Source organism: Streptomyces sp. NPDC020965 (genome assembly GCF_044333555.1).
Taxonomy (GTDB): Bacteria; Actinomycetota; Actinomycetes; order Streptomycetales; family Streptomycetaceae; genus Streptomyces.
In genome coordinates this window covers 223057-244071 of the sequence record NZ_JBIRRE010000010.1, presented here as the reverse complement: position 1 = coordinate 244071, position 21015 = coordinate 223057, and the positions used below count along the sequence as shown (strand labels likewise).

Sequence of the window (21015 nt, the reverse complement as noted above, 5' to 3'; positions counted from 1 at the left end):
ACGATCGTTGAAGGTAGCGGCAGTCGAACGTGTGTCACAAGTCGATGCAGCAGAGATCACGCGAAAGTCACAGATGTGACGGGGCGTCATTTCTGGCGGGGTGTGAACTCCACGGGGAGGGTGCGCAGCCCACGCATAATCAGCCCACCACGCCATCGCAAATCAGCCGGATCCGCGCCGAGCCGCAGGTCCGGCAGCCTTCTGAGCAGCGTCGCGAGCGCCGTCTGACCCTCCAGCCGGGCGAGCGGCGCGCCGAGACAGTAGTGGATGCCGTGCCCGTATCCGAGGTGCTGATTGTCCCGCCGGGAAAGGTCGAGAACATTCGGCTCGGCGAACCGCTCCGGATCGCGGTCGGCGGCCGCGAGCACCACCAGAACCGGATCACCGGCCGCGATCTCGCAGCCCCCGATGTCGAGCGCCTCGGTCGCGTACCGCCAGGTCGCCATCTCCACCGGCCCGTCGTAACGGAGCAGTTCCTCGACCCCGGTCGCCAGCAGCTCGCTCTCGCCCGCGTCGAGGGACTCCTGGAGGCGGGCCCGCTGGTCCGGGTTGCGCAGCAGGGCGTACGCACCGTTCCCGATGAGGTTCACGGTGGTCTCGAAGCCTGCGAAGAGAAGGATGAACGCCATGGCGGCGGCCTCGTTCTCGGTGAGGTGTTCCCCGTGGTCACTGGCCCGGATCAACCCCGAGATCAGATCGTCGGCGCCCTCGTCGTCGAGGGCCCCCCGCTTCCGGTGGATCAGTTCGAGCAGATAGCCGCGCATCTTCTTCACCGACCGGGCGACACCGCCGCGCGGCCCGCCGCCGTGGCGGATCATCATCCCGGCCCAGTCGCGGAAGTCGTCCTGGTCCTCCGGCGGGACGCCGAGCAGATCACAGATCGCGTAGATGGGGAGCGGGAAGGCGAACTCATGGATGAGGTCGGCCTCGCCGCGCTCCGCGAACCCGTCGATGAGCCCGTCGGCCAGCTCCTGCACGCGCGGGGCGAACTCGGCGACCCGGCGCGGGGTGAACGCCTTGGCGACGAGCCGCCGCAGCCGGGTGTGGTCCGGCGGGTCGATGTTCAGCAGATGTGTCATCAGATCCGCCTTGCGCTCGCCCGGAATGCCGGTCTTGCCCTTGGCGTGCGCGGACTCGACGTGGTGCGCCGGATTCTTCGACAGCCGCTGGTCGGCGAGGGCCTGCCGGGCGTCGGCGTACCGCGTGACGAGCCATGCCTCCACCCCGCTGGGGAGCCGGGTGCGGTGCACGGGGGCGTGCTCCCGGAGCCAGGCGTAGGCGGGGTACGGGTCGGTGGCGAACTCCCAGGTGAACAGCTCGGGGCTCGCGGGCGGGGCCGCGGGGTCAGGGGTGGGAGCGGGGGCAGGGGCAGGGGTGCGATCGGGGGCGGGGGCGGGCTCAGGGGCGGGGGTCTCACTCACCCCCTGACGTTATCCGTCGCCACCCGGGGGCTTCGAGCGCGCGGGGTCGTACCCCGGCCGCCCCGGGGCCGTGCTGCCCTCTCCTCTATATAGGGAGAGGACAGTCATCTGGGGACATCACTATGAGGGCGACAACGAGGGCGACAGTGGGGTCTACCCCGCGTGGCCCTCCGCCGCCCGGATCGCGTCCCGGTACACCCGCGCCGCTGCCCGCAGCGCCGCCTCCGGGTCGGCCCCGGCCTCCTCGGCCCGTACGGCGAGGTCGAGCAGCTCGTACCCGATGCCGTCGCCCGGCGGGAGCGGGACGTCCAGTCCCGCCGTACGGACCCGGGAGGCGAGCTTCGCGACCAGCGCGAGACCCGGCTGCCCGAGCGGAACGCCGTCGGTGACCGAGTCCCGCTGCTTCTCGACCGCCTTGGTACGGAGCCAGTGCTCCTTGACGTCCTCGGGGGTCTCGGCGGTCGCGTCCCCGAAGACATGCGGATGCCGGTGGATCAGCTTCTCCACGATCGTCCCGGCGACGTCGTCGATGGAGAACGGTTCATCCGCGTCCTCCTGCGCGATACGGGCGTGGAAGACGACCTGGAGGAGTACGTCCCCGAGCTCCTCGCGCAGCTCGTCGCGGTCGCCGTCCTCGATCGCCTCGACCAGCTCGTACGCCTCCTCGATGCCGTACTTGGCGAGCCCCTGGTGGGTCTGGACGGACGACCAGGGGCAGTCGGCACGGATGCGGTCCATGACCTCGATCAGATCGAGGAGACGCGCGCCGGGCAGATCGTACGAACCGGGGAGCAGCTCCAGATCGGGCATCTGGACCCGGTTGGAGCCGGCGAGACGGGCGAGACCGTCGGTCAGCTTCCGCTCGCCCTCCCCGGTGGCGACCACCACGACGGTGGCGCCCGCGCCCGTACCCGCGCCGGCGGCGCCGTCCGCGGCCCCGGGCACCGCGCCGACGCAGGCGTCGACCAGCTCCGACGCCTCCGGGGCCGCGATCTCGACCGTGACCCCGGCCTCGCGGATATAGGGGAGCTGCGGATGTGCGGGGTCTGCGCACAGAACCCGGTCGGCCTCCCGCAGCGTCTGCCAGGCGGGCCAGGACAGCAATCCCGGGGCGACGCGATGGCTGGCGGTGAGCAGGACGATACGGCCGACGGCGGGGGTTTCTGTGGTCACACCTCGAACTTACCCCGGGCTACGCACCGGCCGTCGGGACGGGTTCCGGCTGCTTGGAGACCTGACTGATCCAGGGGGCCTTGTAGTCGCCGAGTTCGAGCTTCTGATCGCTCCAGCTACCGAACCGGGGGTTGACGTCGATCTTCAGCGCCTTGGCGGCGGCGCTGAAGGCGGCGTTCAGCTTCTGCTGGCTGTCGGGGGTCTCACCGGCGCCGAGGGCCTGGGCGAGCTTGCCGACGACGACGTCCCGTCGGACGACCTCCTCGATCTGGTCCGGGGCGACCCCGCGCTGCTGGAGGTAGACGGCGGCGAGCTGCTCCTCGCCACCGGCCTGCCGCGCGAGCGCGATCCGCCCCTCCTGGATCTCCTTACGGCTGACGGTCACCCCGGCGTCATCGGCGGCCCGCTGGACCACCCGCCCCACGATGAGGTCGTACAGCTTGGCCCGGCTGAGCTGGCCACTGTCCTTGATGAGCTGCGCGGCCTGCGGCGACCGCTCCTGCGCGGCCCGCACGTCCTTCACCTTCGCCTGCACGGCCGACACCTCGATCCGCTCCCCACCGACGACGGCAGCGGCACCGGGGTGCGCCTGCTCGCCGCAGGCGGAGAGAAGGGGCGCGGCGAGGAGGAGTGCGGCGGAGACGGTGATCGCGTTGCGACGGCGGCGGTGCAAAGGAGCCTCCCGGCGGGGGTGATTGTGCGGTGGTTCACAAAGCCCTGGCGTGCTGATGGTAGGCAGTGGGGGGCGGTGTCGGCCACCACTTCGGGGGGACGGGTTCGGGCGGATGCCCGGGCGGGCGGCAGGATCGCTGGTGGGGCGTGCGCGACGAATCACCGCCTTCCCCCCACTCTCATCCGCTGATGCTGCCACCGCCTACTGCCATCACCTCACGCAGAGGCCCTGCCAGGGCATATTTCGACGGACTTCCGCTTCGGTGCCGCTGCATGGAGCAGCACCTACGCACTAGTCCCCCAGGAACCAAAGGTAGAGATGCGATCCATTCTCCACTTCCAGACAGAGTCTTTCGATCTCTGCCACTGAATCCCGTCCGAGAGACTCAATGACAGATCGGCTAGCGATTTCCCGCCGAAGCCTCTCCGCCTGACGCGAATTGAACATTGTATCCGCGTAGGGCAGCAGACTGCTCAAGAACGGAAATTCACCTTCATCCATGTACTGGACAGTTTTCACCCAATCCAGCCCGCAAGATCCACGGAGCACAATTTCGCCGCCCTCCGTGCGCACCTGAATATTGATCATCAAGCACCTCGTCAGTTCGGGTGAACACTCTCGACTACACCATCTCGCACCCATGCTGCGATTGAGAACAGGTCGTTCCCGTCCGCGTCATAACCGATCGGATGGCGACTCTTGATTTGCAGGATGTGCCGGTGGGCAGAGCCGGTGCCGAGATTCATATTATCCATCGGCTTCCTCATGGCCAGCTTGGACCAATTGCGGATGTGATTTGGCGTTACCCAGTCCTCGAATTTCGACTTCTCTGCCCATTTCCAGGAATCCGCATGATTTGCGTCATGCCTTGGAAGAATATGTCCGTCCATCACCTTATTCGAGACATTCCCAGGCCCACAGTTGTGAACAAGGACCGGAGTAGTGCCCGCCAGCACATGGTAGGTGTGCGCCCTGTCAACCGTCAGGTTGTAGACCGCCGCCTGCTGGGTCCACGCGCGGACCGCGTCCAGTTGGACCCGGGATCCGGCCCCCGTCTGCAACCACTGGCCCGGCTTCAGTTCGCCGGCCTTGAGCCACTTCTTCAGGGACGGGACCCAGAACGGGTGTCCCACCGTCGCGGTGAGTTTGTCGGTCGCGGTGCCCTTCGGGCCGTCCGTGTCGACCGTCAACTCCACCAGGCGCTTCTCGCCCTTGCCGACAATCGTGTCCGTGACCTTCTGCTTCGAGGTCTTGCCAGTCGTCGGATCGGTCGCGAGGACCGTATCGCCTTCCTTCACCTTCTCGATCGGTTTACGGAAACCATCCGCCATCAGCACCTTCGTGCCCGGCAGGAAGCTATTGCCCGCCAGGGCCGCCGCGGTCTCCGCGCAACCGACCGCCGACTCGGCCTTCTCCACGAAGTTGCTGGTCCTGTTCGCCGCGGTCTTGATGTCGTCCGAGTACTTCGCCGCCTGCGAGACCATCCGGCCCGCCCGCGCGGCCCGGACCGCGCCCGCGCCGACGCCGCCCAGGGCCAGGCCGGCCACCGTCGCCACCGACCAGGCGCATGCCTCCATATCGCCCTTGGTCACACACTTCTTGATGTCGTTGAATCCGGTGACCTCGCCGACCACATTGCCGACCGTTTTGACGCCGTCCCAGACCGCGCCCCAGTCCACCGCCTCACGGACGTTCTCGACGACATTGCCGAGCTGTTGCACCGCTGCCGCGCGGATCGCGTCCGCCGCCTTGCCGAGGTCGGCGACGACTTGTCTGGTGACTCCGACGACGAGCGCGGCCAGTTTGGGATCACCGGTGACGATGGCCTTGGCGACGGCTACGAAGGGTTTCGCCGCGGCGACGATCGCCGGGATCGGATTGTGTTTGGCCACATAGGCCGCCGCCGCCTTTGCCTTCTTGGTGATCTGCTGTTTAATCACCCGGGCCGCGCGCCGTGCTTCCGCGACCTTCTGTTTGGCCCATTGGGTGGCGCCGGTTTTCTGGCCCACGTATTTGAGCCCGGACACAACGGCCTGCGCGATCCTCTTCACGCCGGTCTTCTCAGCGACCCAGTTGAGGCCCTTACCGGCGGCTTTGATGGCCATTTTGAAGGCACTCATGGGGTTGCGCCAGGCCCAGCTGATCGCACTCCCGATCGCCGAGGCGCCCTTGGAGACATAGCTGCCGACGCTCTTGACGACCTTCTTGGTCTTTTTCCACGCCTTCTTGCACCAGTCACAGCTCGGCCAGTTGCCGGACGGGTCGGTGTAGTCCATCGGCGCGCCCGCGCCGTAGGTGTAGCGGTTGGCCAGGATGGAGGCGCCGGAGGAGTACTGGTAGGAGTCGCGGGAGTTGAACGAGCCAGCCCCGGGGTTGTACCAGCGGGCTCCCATGTTGACCTGGTCGGTGGCGGGGTCGGTGTAGTCGCCCTGGTAGCCGACGTTTCCGGAGAGTTGGGCGGTGCCGAGCTGCTTGCCGAAGGGGTCGAACGCCGTCGACTCCTCCAGCGCCGTCGCCGCACCATTGGTCGCCGACATCGATCCGACGACGTCGCCGTGTTTGTCGTCCAGGGTGAGCCGGGCCGGGCCCGCACCCTCCGCGACCGACAGCAGTTCGTCCGACGCGCCCCGGCCGTAGGTGGCCGAGTTGTCCTTCACCGGGTCCGGGGAGGCCCCGGCGTAGGTGAAGTCGACGTTGTTCCGGGCGGCGACCCGGTCAAAGGAGTCGTAGGTGTACTCGGTGGCCGACTCGCCCGCCTTGGTCATCCGGTCGAAGGCGTCGAAGGTGAAGTTCTCCGCCAGACCCGAGCTGGTCCGCGTCGACAGCGTGCCGCGCGGGGTGTGGTCGTAGGTGTAGTCACCGTCGGACAGCAGCCGGTTCCGCTCGTCGAATGTCGACGTCTTGGTCCCGCTCTTGACCCGGTTCCCGCTGTCGTCCCACTCGTAGCCGGTCGTCGCACCCCCACCCGTCCAGGAGGTCAGCCGCCCCGCCTGGTCGTAGTCATAGGTGTTCGCACCCGCCTGAGAAGTACCCGTCGTCGTCTTCGAGGTGAGGTGGTTGGCGGTGTCGTAGCCGTAGTCGACGGACGACAGCGGCTGGCCGGTGCTGGTCTTGACCGTGTCGGTGTCGACCCGGCCCAGATTGTCGAAGGTCAGCGCACGCGACTGGCCCGCCGCGAAGTCGATCTTGTTCATCTGGCCGGCCGCGTCGTACCCGTACCCCTGGGTGGTGCCGGTGAGCGGGTCCTTCGCCGTGGCGAGCTGCTGCTTCAGATAGGTGAAGAGCGCGGTGCCCGCCGCGTCCGTGCGGCTGATGACCTGGCCGTCCGGGTTGTACTCGTACGAGGCGTTCCCGGACGGGCCGTTCGAGCTGAGCAGTGAACCGCGGTCGTTGTAGTCGAAGGTGTTGTCGCCCTTCGGCGAAGACGCCTTGGTCAGCCGGCCGGCCGCGTCGTACTGGAACCGCTTCTCCGGGGTCGCCACCTCGGCGCCCGTACCGGTCTCCCGGGTCAACTGACCCGCCTTGTCGTACTCGCGCTCCCGCACCACGCCACCCGGCGCGGTGAGCTTCACCGTGTCGCCGGCCTTGTTGTAGACGCTCGTCCAGGTGCGGGACTCCGGCGTCGGGTCACGGGTGGTCGCGGGCTCGATCACCGACTCCGGCAGACCGAGCGTGTTGATCGTGTAGAGGGTGCGATTTCCCCGGCCGTCGGTGTAACGGGTGCGGTTGCCCGCCGCGTCGTACCCGAAGGACGTGGTGATCGACTTGGTCGCGGAGACCGGCTCGCTCTGACTCGTCAGCCGGTTCAGCGCGTCGTACGCGAACGTCGTCACCCGGTTCAGCGGGTCGGTGGACGAGACCAGGTTGTCGGCCGCGTCGTACCCGTACGAGACCTTGCGGATGAGGCTGTTCGTCGCATCCAGGTCGGACTCCTCGGCCAGCCGCCCCAGCCGGTCGTAGACCTTGCCCGAGGTGCGCCCGAGGCCGTCCGTGAGCCGGACCTCGCGACCGGCCGCGTCGTACCCCGTGTGGGTGATCGCGCCGGACGGCTCGGTCATCCGGGTGAGCTGCTTGAGCCCGTCGTAGACGAAGTGGCTGATCCCGCCGCCTGGGGAGGTCTGCCTGAGCACATTGCCCGCGTCGTCGTACTCGTACCGCGCGGTGTAGGCGGCGGGCAGCGGCTTGCGCTCGATCTGGGTGGCGGTGACCGGGCGGTCGAGGTCGTCGTAGGTGGTCTCGGCGCGCGCCCCGTTCGGGTCGGTCACCGAGAGCACCTCACCGGTGCGGGTGTAGCTGTACTTCCACTCGGCGCGCTCCGTGCCCGTACCGACCGGAAGGTCCTTGACGGTCAGCCGGTTCTGCCGGTCGTACGTGAACTTGCTGACCCGCCCCTCCGGGTCCGTCGACTCCACCACATTGCCCAGCGCGTCGTACCGGTTGGTCACGGTCGGCGTGACCGGCTGGGTGGCGCCCGGCGGGGTGTAGGCGGGCGCGCTGGCGGTGATCGCGCGGCCGACCCGGTCGTAGGTGGTGCGGTTGACATGGCCCAGTGCGTCCATCGACTCGGTGACCGCGCCGAAGGTGTTGTACCCGGTGTACGTGGTGGGGCGCGAGGTGACCGGTGTCGAGCCGTGGGACTCGGTCTGCACGGCGGGCGCGGTGGCCGAGATCGCCCGGCCCAGCTCGTCGTACGCGTACTCCGTCTTGGCCCCACCGGGGTCCGTCTTGGACTTGGGCAGGCCGCGCTGGTCGTACTCGTACATCGTGGTCCGCGAGTCGGCGCCGTTCTCGACGATCTCGCGAATCACGTTCCCCGAGTCGTCGTACTGGTAGCGGACGGTCTCGGGGGTGATGTCCACCGGCCACGGCACATTGGACGGCCGGCCGCTGGACGCGGTGGTCTCCACATTGCCCGCGAGGTCATAGGTGTGGGTGGTGCGCTGTGCCAGCCCGGCGGGGTCGGTCGTCTCGGTCTTGATCCGCCCGACCGCGTCGTAGGTGTACTCGGTGACGAGCTTGCCGTTGGCCGCCGTCTCGGTGAGGACATTCCCGGCGTCGTCGTAGGTGTTGGCTTCGAGGACGATGTCCCGCTTGGTGCCGTCCGGGTTGCGGAACCCCTTCTGGGTGATCGACTTGACCAGGTCGTCGCCGAAGTAGTCGTAGGCCATGGTCCGACCCATGGAGTCGGTGTGCCGGGCGACCCGGCCGCCCATGTCGTACGCGTACGACTGGAGCACCGTGTGGTCGTTCCCGCCGCCGTCGTCCGCCCAGTCCCGCAGCCGCGTCTCGGCCATCATGTTCCGCGCGGTGTAGAGGTAGGAGAAGTGGTTGTCGTTGGCGTCCACCATCGACGTCTTGTTGCCGAAGGCGTCGTAGGTGTACGTGGTCTCGCCGCCCTCGGCGTCCGTCACCCGCTCCGGCCGACCGTGATCGTCCAACGCGAAGGCCATCACCCGGCTGGTGTCGCCACCGAGCAGATCGCTGATCTCGGTACGGATCACATTGCCGTCGGCGTCATAGGTGGTGGCGGTCTTCTCCTGGTGCCTGCCGAGGGTGATGGTGTTCGTCGCGGCGGGATCGGTGATCGTGGCGACCCGGGAGAGCTTGTCGTAGGTGAAGGTCGAGGTGATCCCCGTCGGGTGGGCGTCCGTGACCTCCGTCTCGGTGATCTTCCGGCCGAGCGCGTCATAGGTGAACCGGGTGATCTGCCCCGACGGCTCGATGATGGTCGCCAGGTCACCGTTCCTGAAGTACTGGTGGCGGGTGACCTTCGCCCGGGGGTCCGCGGTGGTCAGCGGCAGCCCGGTCGGGGTGTTCCCCCCGCCGACGGCCGGCTCCGCGCCGGTCGTATAGGTGTTCCTGGCGATACCGCCGTCGGCCGCGGTCTGGGTGAGCAGACCGCCGTTGGTGTTGTAGGTGTACTGGGTGCGGAAGCGGTTGTCCGTCGGCCCGGTGGAGCGGCCGTCCCGGGTCTCGGTCGGCTGATCCGCCCGCAGGTCGAAGTCACCGACCGTCGCCGGATAGGTCGTGTACGCCGTCTGGCAGTCGGTCCCGGCACGGCACGTCGTCCGTGTGGTCACATTGCCGCGGTCGTCGTAGCCGAGCTTGACCGTGTCACCGTTCTCGCTGGTCACACCGGTCTGGAAGCCGTTGTCGTTATAGGTGAAGGACCGGATGGCGACCCCGTCGAGCGGGAACCGGATGAACTCGGGCGCCCCACCGCCACCGCCGATCGGAGTGGTGCAGAACTGCGGGTCGTCCGGGTCCGGCGAGGTACAGACCGGTCCGGTGGGGGTCGGCGTCGGGGTGGGCGACGGGTCGGTGCGCGGTCCGATGCCGAGCGGTTCGCCGTAGCGCAGCAGCCGGGCGGAGAGTCCGTCGTACTCGTAGAAGTACGGGGAGTCCGCCGGGTCCCGGACCTCGACGGTGCGCCGCAGGTCCTTGTCGTTGCCGAAGACCGCGGGGGTGCCGATCTTCCAGGTGCCGCCGTTGCGGTCGGTGTACTCCTCGACCCGGTCGCGGGAGGCGTCGTACGTCACCTCGGCGCCGATCCGGCCCGACGGCAGCGTCGCCTTCGTCAGGACGTCGGCGGTCCGGCCGCCCTCCCGGTACTGCGCGCCGACGGCGGCGGAGCCGAGGGGGTGGTGGTAGACGGCGACATCGTCGATGGTGCCCGCGAAGGACTTGCCCCCGGCCGTGCCCCAGCCCGGCCAGCTCGCGGGGGTCGAGGCGTGCGCGGCGCCGATCTGGTTGAAGGTGAGGTCGGTGCCGACGAGTTGCCGTCCGGTGATGGTGCCGGAGAGCTTTCCGTCCAGATACATCGTCTGGGTGGTGCCGGAGACGGAGAGCACGGCGTGGTGCCATTTGCCGTCGTTGACGTTCTTGGTGATGTCGGTGATCGGGGCGACCGTGCCGTTCCAGAACTGGCCGCGGAGCTTGCCGTCCGTACCGACGTAGAGCGCCGGCACCCCCACACCCGGTGCGGTGCCCCACGCCTTGTTCTGATAGCCGATGAGCGGGCCGCCGACCCCGGTCGCGATGGTCTTGAACCAGACCCCGATCGCGGCGTCACGGCTCTTCTTGAGGGTGCCGGACGGCAGATCGATCCGTGAGGTGGTGCCGTTGAAGCCGGCCGCCGTGCCCGGGTCGCCCGCGATGCCGCCGGTCGCGCCCAGGGTGACATTGCTGTACGTGCCCCGGTCCTTGCCGAGGTTGGCCTCGACGGCGCTGTTGGCCGCGGTGCCCTCGTCCTCGCCGAGGCGCCAGTACGACTCGGGGCGGGAGTCCAGCACCGTGGTCGCGTAGTGGCTGCCCGCGCCGTACCCGTACTGCGTGCAGCCGGCGTTCGGGTCGCAGACCTTGTCCAGCACATCGCCGGTGTAGGTGTAGGTCCAGCTCAGCGGGGCGCCGTCGACCGCGTTGGTGGACACCTGGGTGATGTGCGCGCCGGTCCAGGTGAAGGTGAGCGACCGGCCGGAGCGGACATTGAGCGCACTGGCGAGCTTGCCGGCGCTGTAGGTGTAGGTGACGGCGTTGGAGAACTGGTCGGTGACGTTCGTCAGCAGACCGCTGGAGCTGAAGTTGTAGGTCGTGCCGGACTTGTCCTGGAGTTTGTAGGTGCCGAGGGTGGCGTCCTGGGTGAGTTTGGCGAAGCGGCCGGGTGGTGGGGCGAAGCTGCCGTCGGCGTTCTTGCCGAAGCGGATGTCCTGCCCGTCCGGGTAGCGGATGACGACATTGCCCGTACCGTCGTCGTCCGGGGTGAGCCGCATGTCGTACCGGGTGGACCAGCCGGCACCGAAGGCCAGGTCACGCCGGGGGTCCAGGCTGTTGTACGTCCGTACGAGGGTGAGTTCCGGGCCGACACCGGCGACGGAGGCGTCGATCGCGGCGGTGGTGAAATTGCCGACGTTGGGGTCGAACTCCTTGCCCTGCGCCTCCGAGAGCCGGGAGGTGATCTCCGGCTGCGGCACCGTCGCGACCAGTGCCACCTGGGCGGTGGGCACCTCGTTCGACGCGTCCTTGACGAACCCGCGCCAGAGGTAGGTCTTGCCCCACTTCAGCCGCCCGGCCGGAACCGGATAGGCCGACGACGTCTGGAGGGCGGAGGTGGTGCAGGCGATCGGATTGCCGTCCTTGTCCGCCTCACAGATCTCGAACTTGTACTGGAGCGTGGATCCTGGCGGCGCGTCGATGTCCACGCCCGCCGCCCAGAGCTGCGGGGTGAGGGTCTGCGCCGGGTAGCCGTTGGGCGGGAACTGCTCCTTGACCACCGGCGCGATGTCGAAGACCTGGATCACCAGCCGGCCCGGCGGCACATACTCGTCGGTGAAGACCTTGCCACCGGTCTTCACCATGGTGAAGTCGAGCATGTAGACGCCCGGGGGCAGCGCCTTGATGGTGGCTTCGAGGGTCGTCTTGGCACCGTGGGCGACGCTGCCGGTGAGGTTCGCGGCGCGCTGCTGGGTGACCAGCTTGCCCTTCTTGTCGAAGGCCCGGTAGGCGAGGTAGTAGCCGCCCGCGGTCCAGGTGTCCGCGCCCTTGTTGGTGACGGTGACCTTGACCTTGCCGGCCTGGTTCTGGAGGACCGGGGGGTCCGGGACCGGCTTCGGGAAGGCGTAGGTGGCGCTGTACGGGGAGTGGGTGACGAACAGCTTCGGCGGGTTGGCGGTGGAGTGCCCGGTCAGCTTCTTGAAGGCGCCACCGTCGCTCGACGCCCGCAGGGAGAGGCCGTGGTTGGCCTGGGTGCCGCTCACCCAGCGCTGGACCAGATCCCGACCCGCTTTGCCCAGGTTGAACAGCTCACCCGCCGACGGACACGCCGACTTCGGCTGCCCGAACCCGATGTGCCCGTACGCGAACGACTTCGACGCCAGCGAACCACCCACCGACGGGCCCGGCGACGAATACCCCGTGCCCGCCGTCCACGCCTGCGTCACCGGATGCACCGACACCGCGCGCGGCTTGCACGACGCCGAGTCGAAGTTCACCACCTGGAGCTGGGCACCGAAGATACGGTGCCGGTGCAGCCGCTCATCCAGACCCGGGAAGCCGAGGTAGGCGTAGTTGCCGCCACCCACATGCAGCTCGCTCGACCCCACCACCGAACCACCGGCGCGGACATACATCGAGGTGGTCGCGGAACTGGTCTCCACCGACGGATCGACCCGGACCGGGAAGGCACGGGCCGGGTCCTTGACCCACTTCCCGTCCACACTCACCCGCAGGACCTGACCACCAGCCGCCTCGACTATCTCGTACCGCACCGCGTGCGAGACGGCACCCTTGGCGTCCTCCATGAACCCGGCCGGTATGACCGCCTTCGTCCGCCCCTTCGCGTCCAGCAGCACCACCGCATTTCCGCTGGCCTTCGCCGTCAGACCCTTCAACGACAGCGGGAAGTCGAACACCGTCGGCGCCGCCGCCGAACGCAGGACCAGGGTCTCCTTCACCCCACCCGCCTGCGAATCCAGCCACAGATCCGTCTCCGGCAACACCCGCTCATACGCGACCCGAGCACCCGACTGGCCACCCGCGACCGGCGCCGCACCACTCAACCCGTAACCGAACGACTCACCCGAGGGGAAAGTGAGCACCGCCAGTTGGGGAGCATCCGCACGCCCCGCGATCGACAGATCCAACGCATCCGCCGCATTCGACCAACCACTCGCCTCCGCCACCAGACCACTACTGATGGGACGCCACACACCGCGCGCGTCGCGGTAGTTGATCGGCGTCGTCGCCAGCTCTGTCGTCCGCGTCCCATCCGCATTCGCATACGTACGACTGCGCTCATCCCGCTCCGAGACGATCTCCGCGCTGGTGCCGCGGGCGAAGCCCTTGAGCGGGGTGGCGGGGGGCGGGGTGACCGCGACCGTGTTGCGCCGGGCGGCGGGACGGGCCGCGGGCGGCGACTTCAGTTGGTACTTGGAGCGCTGTGAGGGGGGAATCGTGGTGTTGCGGGGCCCATCGACCAGATGGTCACGGCCCTCGGCGCTACCCCAGCGCTGGGCGGGGCCCTTCGCCGCCGCCGGATCCTTGGGGAAGGACGGAATGGTGCCCTGCGCAATGGCCAGGGAGCCGACGGCCAGCGCCATCGCGACGGCGAGACCGACGACCTTGCCCCAGCGACTGCGGACAACTCTGGTCATCAGGAAGTTGCGCGCGAGTCTTCGGTATGCCGGCATTGTCCCCCCACGGGCGTCTGCAAGTTGGCAAACCGATCACTACCCGTTGCCGACTAATTACAGACAATCAATACCGGCCAATGAATGGCCGCAAGTCCCCATGGGCAGGCAAAAGCCGCTCGTGGCATACATGGTCACCACGACGAGCCGTAGGCGGCGCGCTCCTCGCCCGGAGAGCCCATCGCCCCCACCCACCACGCGCTCCCGCACGTTTATGTGACGGATCAACAGTTGGAGGGATTCCCATGGCAGCACCACTTCAGCGGAGACGACGGGGACTGCTGGCGGCGGCCACGGCCGCGGTCGCCACCGTGCCCCTGCTCATCGCCGTCCCCGGGACGGCCCACGCCGCCACGACCTGCAAGGCGAACGGGCCCACGTACACCGTGAACACCGCGGGCGCGCTCCAGACCTACCGGATGCAGACGCCACTCACCGGCTCCTTCTACTCCGGCCCGACGAGCATCGGCACCGGCTGGCAGACGTACGGGCGGGTCATCGCGGGCCCCGGCGGGGACTTCTACGCCGCCAAGCCGAGCGGCCTCTTCTACGCCCACCACAACGGCACCGTCTGGGACGTGCAGCCCAAGCAGATCAGCAACAGCTTCGGCTACCTGGCGAACGCCGCCGACCGCGACCAGGCGAGCGTCGATCGACTCGGACGGTTCTGGGTCGTGGACAACGCCGGGATCCTCAGGGCGTACAAGTACAACCGCACCACCGACACCTGGGACAACGCCGGCCGGAGCCTGGCCCACGACAGCGGCTGGAACCGGTACAACCTGATCACCGCCGCGGACGCGGGCGTCATCTACGGCCGGGCCGCGTCGGACGGCAAGCTCTACCGATCCCGGTTCGACCACACCAGCCAGCGCTGGATCGAGCGCCATGTGCTGGTCAGCGGCAGCGACTGGCGCCAGTTCAAAAGCATCTCCTCCAACGGCGGCGACACGCTGGTCGCCACCCAGGCGACCACCGGCGAAGCGTTTTACTACCGCTTCGACGAGGCCACCGACACCTGGCCGGTCAACCGCTACGAGGCGGGCAGCAGCGGCTGGGACAACTTCCGCGAGGTCGCCGCGGCACCCGACAACTGCGCGATCGGCGGCAGCTTCACCCCGGCGAACCCCGTACTGACGCAGGAATCCCACACTCCCACCGCGGTGACCCAGGTGACGGGCGGTTCACTGGAGTTCGCGTACACCGACAACATCGGGCGGCTGGTGCACGGACGGATGCCCGACCCGTCCGACGTCAACAATGTGTCGTGGACCACGGTCTCCGGCAGCGAGGCGTTCACCGGCCGGCCCGCGCTCGGCGAGCACGCCGACGGCCGGGTCTCCCTCACCGGCCACAACATCTCCAGCAGCGTCTGGCAGCGCAACCAGGTCGCCAAGTCCAGCGCGGACTGGGGCGCCTGGACCAACCAGGCCGGGGCGATGAAGTACCACCCCATCACCGCCAAGACCCCGTCCGGCCTGCTGACCCAGTTCGCGGCGGACGCCAGCGGCAAGCCCTGGTACCGCATCCTCACCGCCGCCAACGGCGAATTCCGCGGCTGGATGCCGCTGGCCGGCACCGGTTTCGCCGACTCCTTCACCGCGGTCACCGTCCGCAACGGCATCCAGCTCTTCGGCCGCAACGCCTCCGGCGTCCTAAGCACCGCCCTCTTCGCCGATGACGGCACCCTCTCCGCCTGGACCCCGATCGGCGCCCAGGCGATCGGCGGCACCCCGTCCGTCATCGTCTACCCGGGCTTCCGACTCCGGATCTTCGCCAAGGACGGCAACGGCAAGATCGTCACCACTTCCCAGTCCACGGAGGGCGGCCCCTACGGCACCTGGTCCCAGGTCGGCGACCTCACCGCAGCCGGCTCCCCCAGTGCGGTGATCTCCCCGTCGACCGGCCTGACGGAGGTGGTCGCCCGGGGCACGGACGGCTTCATCCACGACATCGGTGAGACCACCCAGGGCTCGGGCACCTGGCGGCCCTGGCGCTCGGGATCCCACGCGACGGCCACCGACCCGACCACCGTCACCTACACCAACTCAACCGGCCCGACCTGGGCGTACGTCTTCCGCACGGCGGACAACCAGACCTGGATCTACGCGACCTCATCGATGACGACGGGAGCGCGTAAGGCGGCGGGGGCGGGCGAGGCGCCGGTCTTCGAGGGGCGGAGGCTGGCGGGACCGAAGTAGGAGGGAGGGGGTGCGCGGCCCTCCTGCGGGAGGGCCGCGCCCGACTGTGACTGAGGTTAGTCCTGAATCCTTCTGTGGCCACAGAATAGAACTGATATACGTTTGCCCTGCCTGAACGCAACGATGTCGACACACACGGTCATCGTCGCGCTGGATTGCAACAGCATCCAACAGTCACCACCACAGGGGGGCAACAGTCATGTCGGCCAACAGATCCCGGACACGCCATACCCGCCAGCGCTGGACGGCCGCGGCCGTCGGCGCGATCTCTCTTCTCACCGCGCTGCCCGCCACCGCCCGCGCCGGGGAATCCACCCCCGGCCCGGCCGCCCAGACCGGCCGGGCGGCCGAGGCAGCAGCCTGCGGCACCTCCGGACGCACCTACGTCACCAATGCCTCCGGCGAGCTGCTCCAGTACACGATGCCCACCCCGCTCACCGGCTCGACCTTCTCCGCCTATGTGAAGGTCGGCGCGGGTTGGGGCTCCTACGGAAAGGTCCTCGCCGGCCCCGACGGAGACTTCTTCGCCTTCAAGTCCGACGGCACCTACTACGCCCACCGCGCCGACAACGGCACCTGGGACGTCAGCCCCAAGCGGATCAGCACCTATCTGGGCTGGCTGGGCAATGCCGCCGACCACGGACAGGCCACGGTCGACCGCTCCGGGCGGCTGTGGGTCGCCGACAACCTCGGCCAGCTCTACGGGTACCAGTACGACCCGAAGCTGGGCACCGGCGGCGGCCTGAGCTCCATCGGGATCGTGGACAACGACTGGGACCGGTACAACCTGATCACGGCCGGAGACACCGGCGTCCTCTACGGCCGTGCGGCGGACGGCCGGCTCTACCGCTCCCGCTACGACGTCGCCAGCCAGCGCTGGATCGAACGCCACGTCCTGATCGGCGCGGCGGCCTGGGGCAACTTCACATCCATCACCGCGGGCGGCGGGGACACGCTCGTGGCCGTGCGGACCAACGGGGAGGCGCTCTACTACCGCTACGACGAACTCACCGACACCTGGCCCGTGGTCGCCAAGCCGGTGGCCGCCGGTGGCTGGCACACCTTCGGCAATGTGACCTCCAGGCCGGACAACTGCCGGCTGCTGACCAACCACACTCCGCCGAAGCCGCCGCCCCTTCCGATGGACCACCCCGCTGCCACGGTCACCCAGTCCACCAGCGGATATCTGGATATCCTCCAGAGCTTCAGCGGCCATATCGCCCATGTCCGCGTCGACCCGGTGACCTTCAGCAACCCTCGGTGGACAAGGCTCGACGAGCCGCGCGGCGTCTCCGGCCGACCGGCCGTCGTGAAACAGTCGGACGGCCGGATCAGCGTGTTCGCCCAGGGCGTGCACGGCAGCGTGTTCCAGCGTGACCAGGTCGCGAAGGACAGCCCCGGCTGGGAGGCGTGGAACGACCTGGCCGGCGCGATGGCCCACCCGCCGGTCGTCGCGAAGCTGCCAGCGTCCGGGCTGGCGGTCCAGTACGCCGTGGATGTGAACGGCAAGCCCTGGCACCGCGTCCAGATCAAACCGGACGCCGGATTCCTCGGGTGGAAGCCGCTGGCCGGACCGGCACTGGACGGCCCTCTCACCACCGTGGACGAGCAGGGCGGCATCCGACTCTTCGGCAGGAAGACGGACGGCACCCTCGCGACCGCCCTGTTCTCGGCGGCCGGCACGATGTCGCCCTGGGTCTCGCTGGGCAGCCAGCAGATCGTCGGCCTGCCGGCTGTCATCACCCTCCCCGGGACCGGATACCGCGTGGTGGCACGCGACTTGGACGGCAGGGTCGTCACCACCCGGCAGACAGCGATCGGCGGGGCCTACGAGCCCTGGAGCGCCATCCCGAACACGGCCACCACGGGCGCCACTCCCCCGGCCCCGGTCGCTCCCCTGAGCGCGAGCAGTTCGCCGACCGCGGTGTTCACCGGGCAGACCCCGGGGCCCGAAATCGTGGTGCGCGGAAACGACGGCCACCTCTACCGCACCGCGGGGACGTCGGCCACCACCTGGAGCCCCTGGGTGAGATTCGGCCCCAAGTCGGAGGAGCCGCGCGGAAATGCGATCGGTGATCCGAGGGCCTTCACCTACTCCGCGGAGCTGAGCGACACCTGGGGGGTCGTCCACCGGGACGACCTGGGACGAACGCACATCTCACGGCCCACCACGGGCACGGGCTGGACCTCCACGCCCATCTCCTGACGGTCCGTCCGGCCCGCTCGGCCGGTGGCCCTCAGACCGCGTCCATCGTCCGCCGCTCCCGCTCCCGGTCCGGGTCATCCCCCGGGCCGGGGGCCTTCCCCGTCTCCGGGCCCGGATCGGGGGCTTTCGCCGGATCCGGCCGGAGCATGATCGTGCGGGAGACCAGGAAGGTGATCGGGATCGCCGCCGCCGACGCGATCAGTGGTGCGTAGCGGCTGCCGAGGCCGAGGACGTCCACCAGGAGGTAGACGCCCGTCGTGGTCACCACGAAATTGGCCGCGTTCGTCAGCGGGAAGAGCAGGAACTTCCGCCAGGTCGGCCGGGTCCGGTAGGTGAAGTAGGAGGTCAGGAAGAAGGACCCGACCATGCTGAGCAGAAAGGCCAGCACATGCGCGGCCACATACGGCAGCCAGGTCAGCAGCAGCAGGTAGAGGCCGTAGTAGGTGCCGGTGTTCACCGCGCCCACCAGGGCGAATCTGACCAACTGGCCCCGGACCGTCATTGTCGCGCGCGCTCCCCGTCAGAACTTCCCCGCAGGGCTCCCGTCTCGGAGCATACGCGTCACCCGCCGTGGAACTGCCGCTGCCGGGTCAGCGCGCGGCGCAGTTCCGCGGGGAGCTGGTGGTAGGGGCCGTAGGCCCGTTCGGTGTCGTAGAGGAGGGCTTCGAGCTGGTGGCGGGCGCCGATGTGGTCGCCCACCGCCAGCAGGAGGTTGCCGACGCGGTGGCGGACGTCGAAGGCGCGGGCCGGGTCCGTGTCGTGCTCGTAGTGCGGGAGGACGGCGCGGTACTCGGCCAGCGCGGCGGCCGGTTCGCCGAGTTGTTCCAGGCAGTGGGCAGCGTCATGGCGGAACTGGAGCGTCTGAGGGTCGGCGGGGCCCGCGTCGGCCGTGCGGTCCTCGGCCAGGCGGCGCAGCTCGGGGAGGGCGCGGCGGTACTGGCCGTCGTCCATCAGCGTGGTCGCGTACTGCTTGCGCAGGATGCGTACGACCGGGGAGGACTCGCCGTGTTCGGCGGCGGCCGCCGGGAGGATGCCGCCCAGCATGTCCACGGCCTGGGTGACGCTGCCCTCGCCGAGCAGGCGTTTCACCTCGTCCACGGCCGCCGCCACATCGAGCTGCGGTACGGACGGGGGCGCGGGCGCGGCCGGCGCCGGCGGGGTGGCCGCGCGGTCGGGCCAGGGGGCGAAGGGCCGGAGGAAGGGGCGGGTCGGATCGAGCGGGCCGCTGGGTGCGCCGTGCGCGGGGAGCAGGGGGGTGAGTGCCTCGTACACCTCCTGCGCGCCGGTGGGGCGGTGCCGCGGGTCCTTGGCGAGGAGGCGCAGCACGATCGCCTCCAGCGGCTCGGGTATCTCCGGCCGCACTCTGCGGACCGGCAGCGGTGGCTCGTACAGATGGCGGTGCAGGACGCCGAGTGCGGTGGAGCCGGCGAAGGGGACGTTGCCGCTGAGGAGTTCATGGAGCAGCACGCCCAGTGCGTACAGGTCGGTGTATGGGCCGACCGCGCCGCCCATCGCCTGTTCGGGGGCCATATAGGCGGGGCTGCCGATGGGGGAGCCGGTGTGGGTGAGGCGGGTGGTGTCGGTGTCGATGACGGAGGCGACACCGAGGTCGAGCACGGTGATGGTGCCGTCGGGCTTCACCATCACGTTCCGTGGTTTGAGGTCGCGGTGGACGATCGGCACCGCGTGCACGGCGGCGAGCACCGCGCAGAGTTGGGCGGCCACGGAGACGGCCCACGGCCAGGGGTAGGGCTCGTGTTCGGCGAGGTGGTCGGCGAGGTCGGCGCCCTCGACGTACTGCATCACGAGGTAGAGATCGTCACTGTCGGTGCCCGCGTCATGGACGGTGACCAGGCCGGGGTGGGTGACCTGGGCGGTCACCCGGCACTCGCGGACGAAGCGGCGGCGCATCTCGTCCGCGGCCGTGCCCGCCTGCATATGGTCCGGGCGGAGCAGTTTGACGGCGACCCGGCGGCCGAGCCGCGCGTCGTACGCGGTCCAGACCTGGCCCATCCCGCCCTGGCCGATGACGGTGGAGAGTTCGTAGCGGTCGGCGACGACGCGTCCGTTCACCGGCCCCGCTCCTTGCGGAGGTAGTCGCTCAGCTCATCCAGCTCGGCGCGGACCTGGTCGATACGCGGCTGGTCGGTACGGGGCTTCTCGGGCGGCGGTGGGGCGGGGTGCGGCTGGGGCGAGTACGGCGGCGGGGGCGGAGTCTGCGGCTGCGGCTGGGGCTGGGGCTGGGGCTGGGGCTGCGGCTGGGGCTGCGGCTGGGACGGCGGGGCGACCGGGTGCGCGGCGCGGCGCACGGGCTGCTGCTGCGGGCAACTGTAGACGGGGTGCCGGGCCGGGGGCGGTGTGGCGTTCTGGGCGGGGTTCGGTACGGGGGGCCCGGTGGGGCTCTGGGCGGGGGGATAGCCGTACCCGGGAGTGTGCGGCGGCGGTGTGGTGTACGAGGGGGCGGTGGCCGTGTACGGCGACGGCGGCCCGCCCCACCCCGGGGCGGCCGGCTGCCGGTGGTGGCGGATGTCCGCGACCAGGTAGTGCACCGGCACCCCGAGTGCCATCGCGATCGTCACTCCCACGAAGACCAGGTCGAGCGGCCCCGCCGTGGCCGGCTCCTTGCGCGGCGGTTCGTCCTGGGAGCTGAACTCCCCCACCACCGCCAGCGTGGCGATGGCCAGCACGAGGGCGACCCAGAACAGCGCCCAGTCGAGGGGCCGTCGGCGCACGATCGCGAGCCGCAGCATCGTGCCCCAGGCGAGCAGACCGCAACTGAGCAACGCGAGGATCACGAAGAGCACGCGCACCACGATGAGCGTCGCGGGCGCCGGTGGTCGACCGGAGGGCCGTGGGTCAGAGCCGGGGCCGTGCATTGCTGCTCCTGGTGGGCCTGGGGACGAGGCTGGGGCGCTCGGGGTAGGGCCGAGCGTATACACCGACTCGGCCAACGGCCCACGGGTTGTACGGAGCTGGTGTCCAATGCGTCACGGCGCCGAGCCGTTGGGCCCGTACGGCAGCGTTTGTCCGATACGGCCCGGCATACGGATCACCGGCTGCGCGCAGACCGGCAGCGCGTACGGATCACCCGCGGCGCGCGCACCGGCCCGGCGCGGGTGGCCCCGGTCTGGGGACACGGCCCCGCGCGGGTGGCCCG

Annotated in this window: 9 protein-coding genes; 2 read left to right on the top strand and 7 right to left on the bottom strand. The window is 69.4% G+C overall.

All coding sequences use genetic code 11. The annotated features are described in order from the left end of the window. Nucleotides 1–86: 86 nt before the first annotated feature. From ACH4S7_RS28245 to ACH4S7_RS28230, 4 genes are all read right to left on the bottom strand, one after another. Entirely contained in the window at nucleotides 87–1421 is a 1335-nt protein-coding gene (locus ACH4S7_RS28245; protein ID WP_398524132.1) for a cytochrome P450, read from the bottom strand. Between the two features lie 153 nt (nucleotides 1422–1574). After that, nucleotides 1575–2594 (bottom strand): nucleoside triphosphate pyrophosphohydrolase, encoded by a 1020-nt coding sequence (locus ACH4S7_RS28240; protein WP_398524131.1) that lies wholly within the window; start codon nucleotides 2592–2594, stop codon nucleotides 1575–1577. A 19-nt stretch (nucleotides 2595–2613) separates the two neighbouring features. Next, complete coding sequence (locus ACH4S7_RS28235; protein ID WP_398524130.1) at nucleotides 2614–3267, bottom strand: SurA N-terminal domain-containing protein; 654 nt, start codon at nucleotides 3265–3267, stop codon at nucleotides 2614–2616. A gap of 599 nt (nucleotides 3268–3866) precedes the next feature. Further along, complete coding sequence (locus ACH4S7_RS28230; protein ID WP_398524129.1) at nucleotides 3867–13415, bottom strand: polymorphic toxin-type HINT domain-containing protein; 9549 nt, start codon at nucleotides 13413–13415, stop codon at nucleotides 3867–3869. A 281-nt stretch (nucleotides 13416–13696) separates the two neighbouring features. Here ACH4S7_RS28230 and ACH4S7_RS28225 point away from each other — a divergent pair, with 281 nt between their 5' ends. Continuing rightward, the gene (locus tag ACH4S7_RS28225) at nucleotides 13697–15652 is read left to right on the top strand and encodes a tachylectin-related carbohydrate-binding protein (RefSeq protein ID WP_398524128.1); all 1956 of its coding nucleotides are present in this window, start codon (nucleotides 13697–13699) and stop codon (nucleotides 15650–15652) included. 199 nt (nucleotides 15653–15851) lie between these two features. Next, entirely contained in the window at nucleotides 15852–17858 is a 2007-nt protein-coding gene (locus ACH4S7_RS28220; protein ID WP_398524127.1) for a tachylectin-related carbohydrate-binding protein, read from the top strand. Nucleotides 17859–17889: 31 nt separating this feature from the next. On the opposite strand, the gene ACH4S7_RS28215 is transcribed toward ACH4S7_RS28220, so the two are convergent. Genes ACH4S7_RS28215 through ACH4S7_RS28205 form a run of 3 tightly spaced genes read right to left on the bottom strand, consistent with a single transcriptional unit; the run spans nucleotide 17890 to nucleotide 20662 of the window. After that, the gene (locus ACH4S7_RS28215) at nucleotides 17890–18360 is read right to left on the bottom strand and encodes a GtrA family protein (protein WP_398524126.1); all 471 of its coding nucleotides are present in this window, start codon (nucleotides 18358–18360) and stop codon (nucleotides 17890–17892) included. A gap of 59 nt (nucleotides 18361–18419) precedes the next feature. Beyond that, nucleotides 18420–19931, bottom strand: a complete 1512-nt coding sequence (locus ACH4S7_RS28210; RefSeq protein WP_398524125.1) for a protein kinase — start codon at nucleotides 19929–19931, stop codon at nucleotides 18420–18422. Further along, the gene (locus ACH4S7_RS28205; protein WP_398524124.1) at nucleotides 19928–20662 is read right to left on the bottom strand and encodes a hypothetical protein; all 735 of its coding nucleotides are present in this window, start codon (nucleotides 20660–20662) and stop codon (nucleotides 19928–19930) included. Before ACH4S7_RS28205 ends, ACH4S7_RS28210 begins: the two co-directional genes overlap by 4 nt. Nucleotides 20663–21015 lie beyond the last annotated feature (353 nt).

Coding starts and splice junctions, on each gene's coding strand:
- ACH4S7_RS28230 (WP_398524129.1), bottom strand. CDS start 13,415: ATGACCAGAGTTGTCCGCAGTCGCTGGGGCAAGGTCGTCGGTCTCGCC.
- ACH4S7_RS28225 (WP_398524128.1), top strand. CDS start 13,697: ATGGCAGCACCACTTCAGCGGAGACGACGGGGACTGCTGGCGGCGGCC.
- ACH4S7_RS28220 (WP_398524127.1), top strand. CDS start 15,852: ATGTCGGCCAACAGATCCCGGACACGCCATACCCGCCAGCGCTGGACG.
- ACH4S7_RS28215 (WP_398524126.1), bottom strand. CDS start 18,360: ATGACGGTCCGGGGCCAGTTGGTCAGATTCGCCCTGGTGGGCGCGGTG.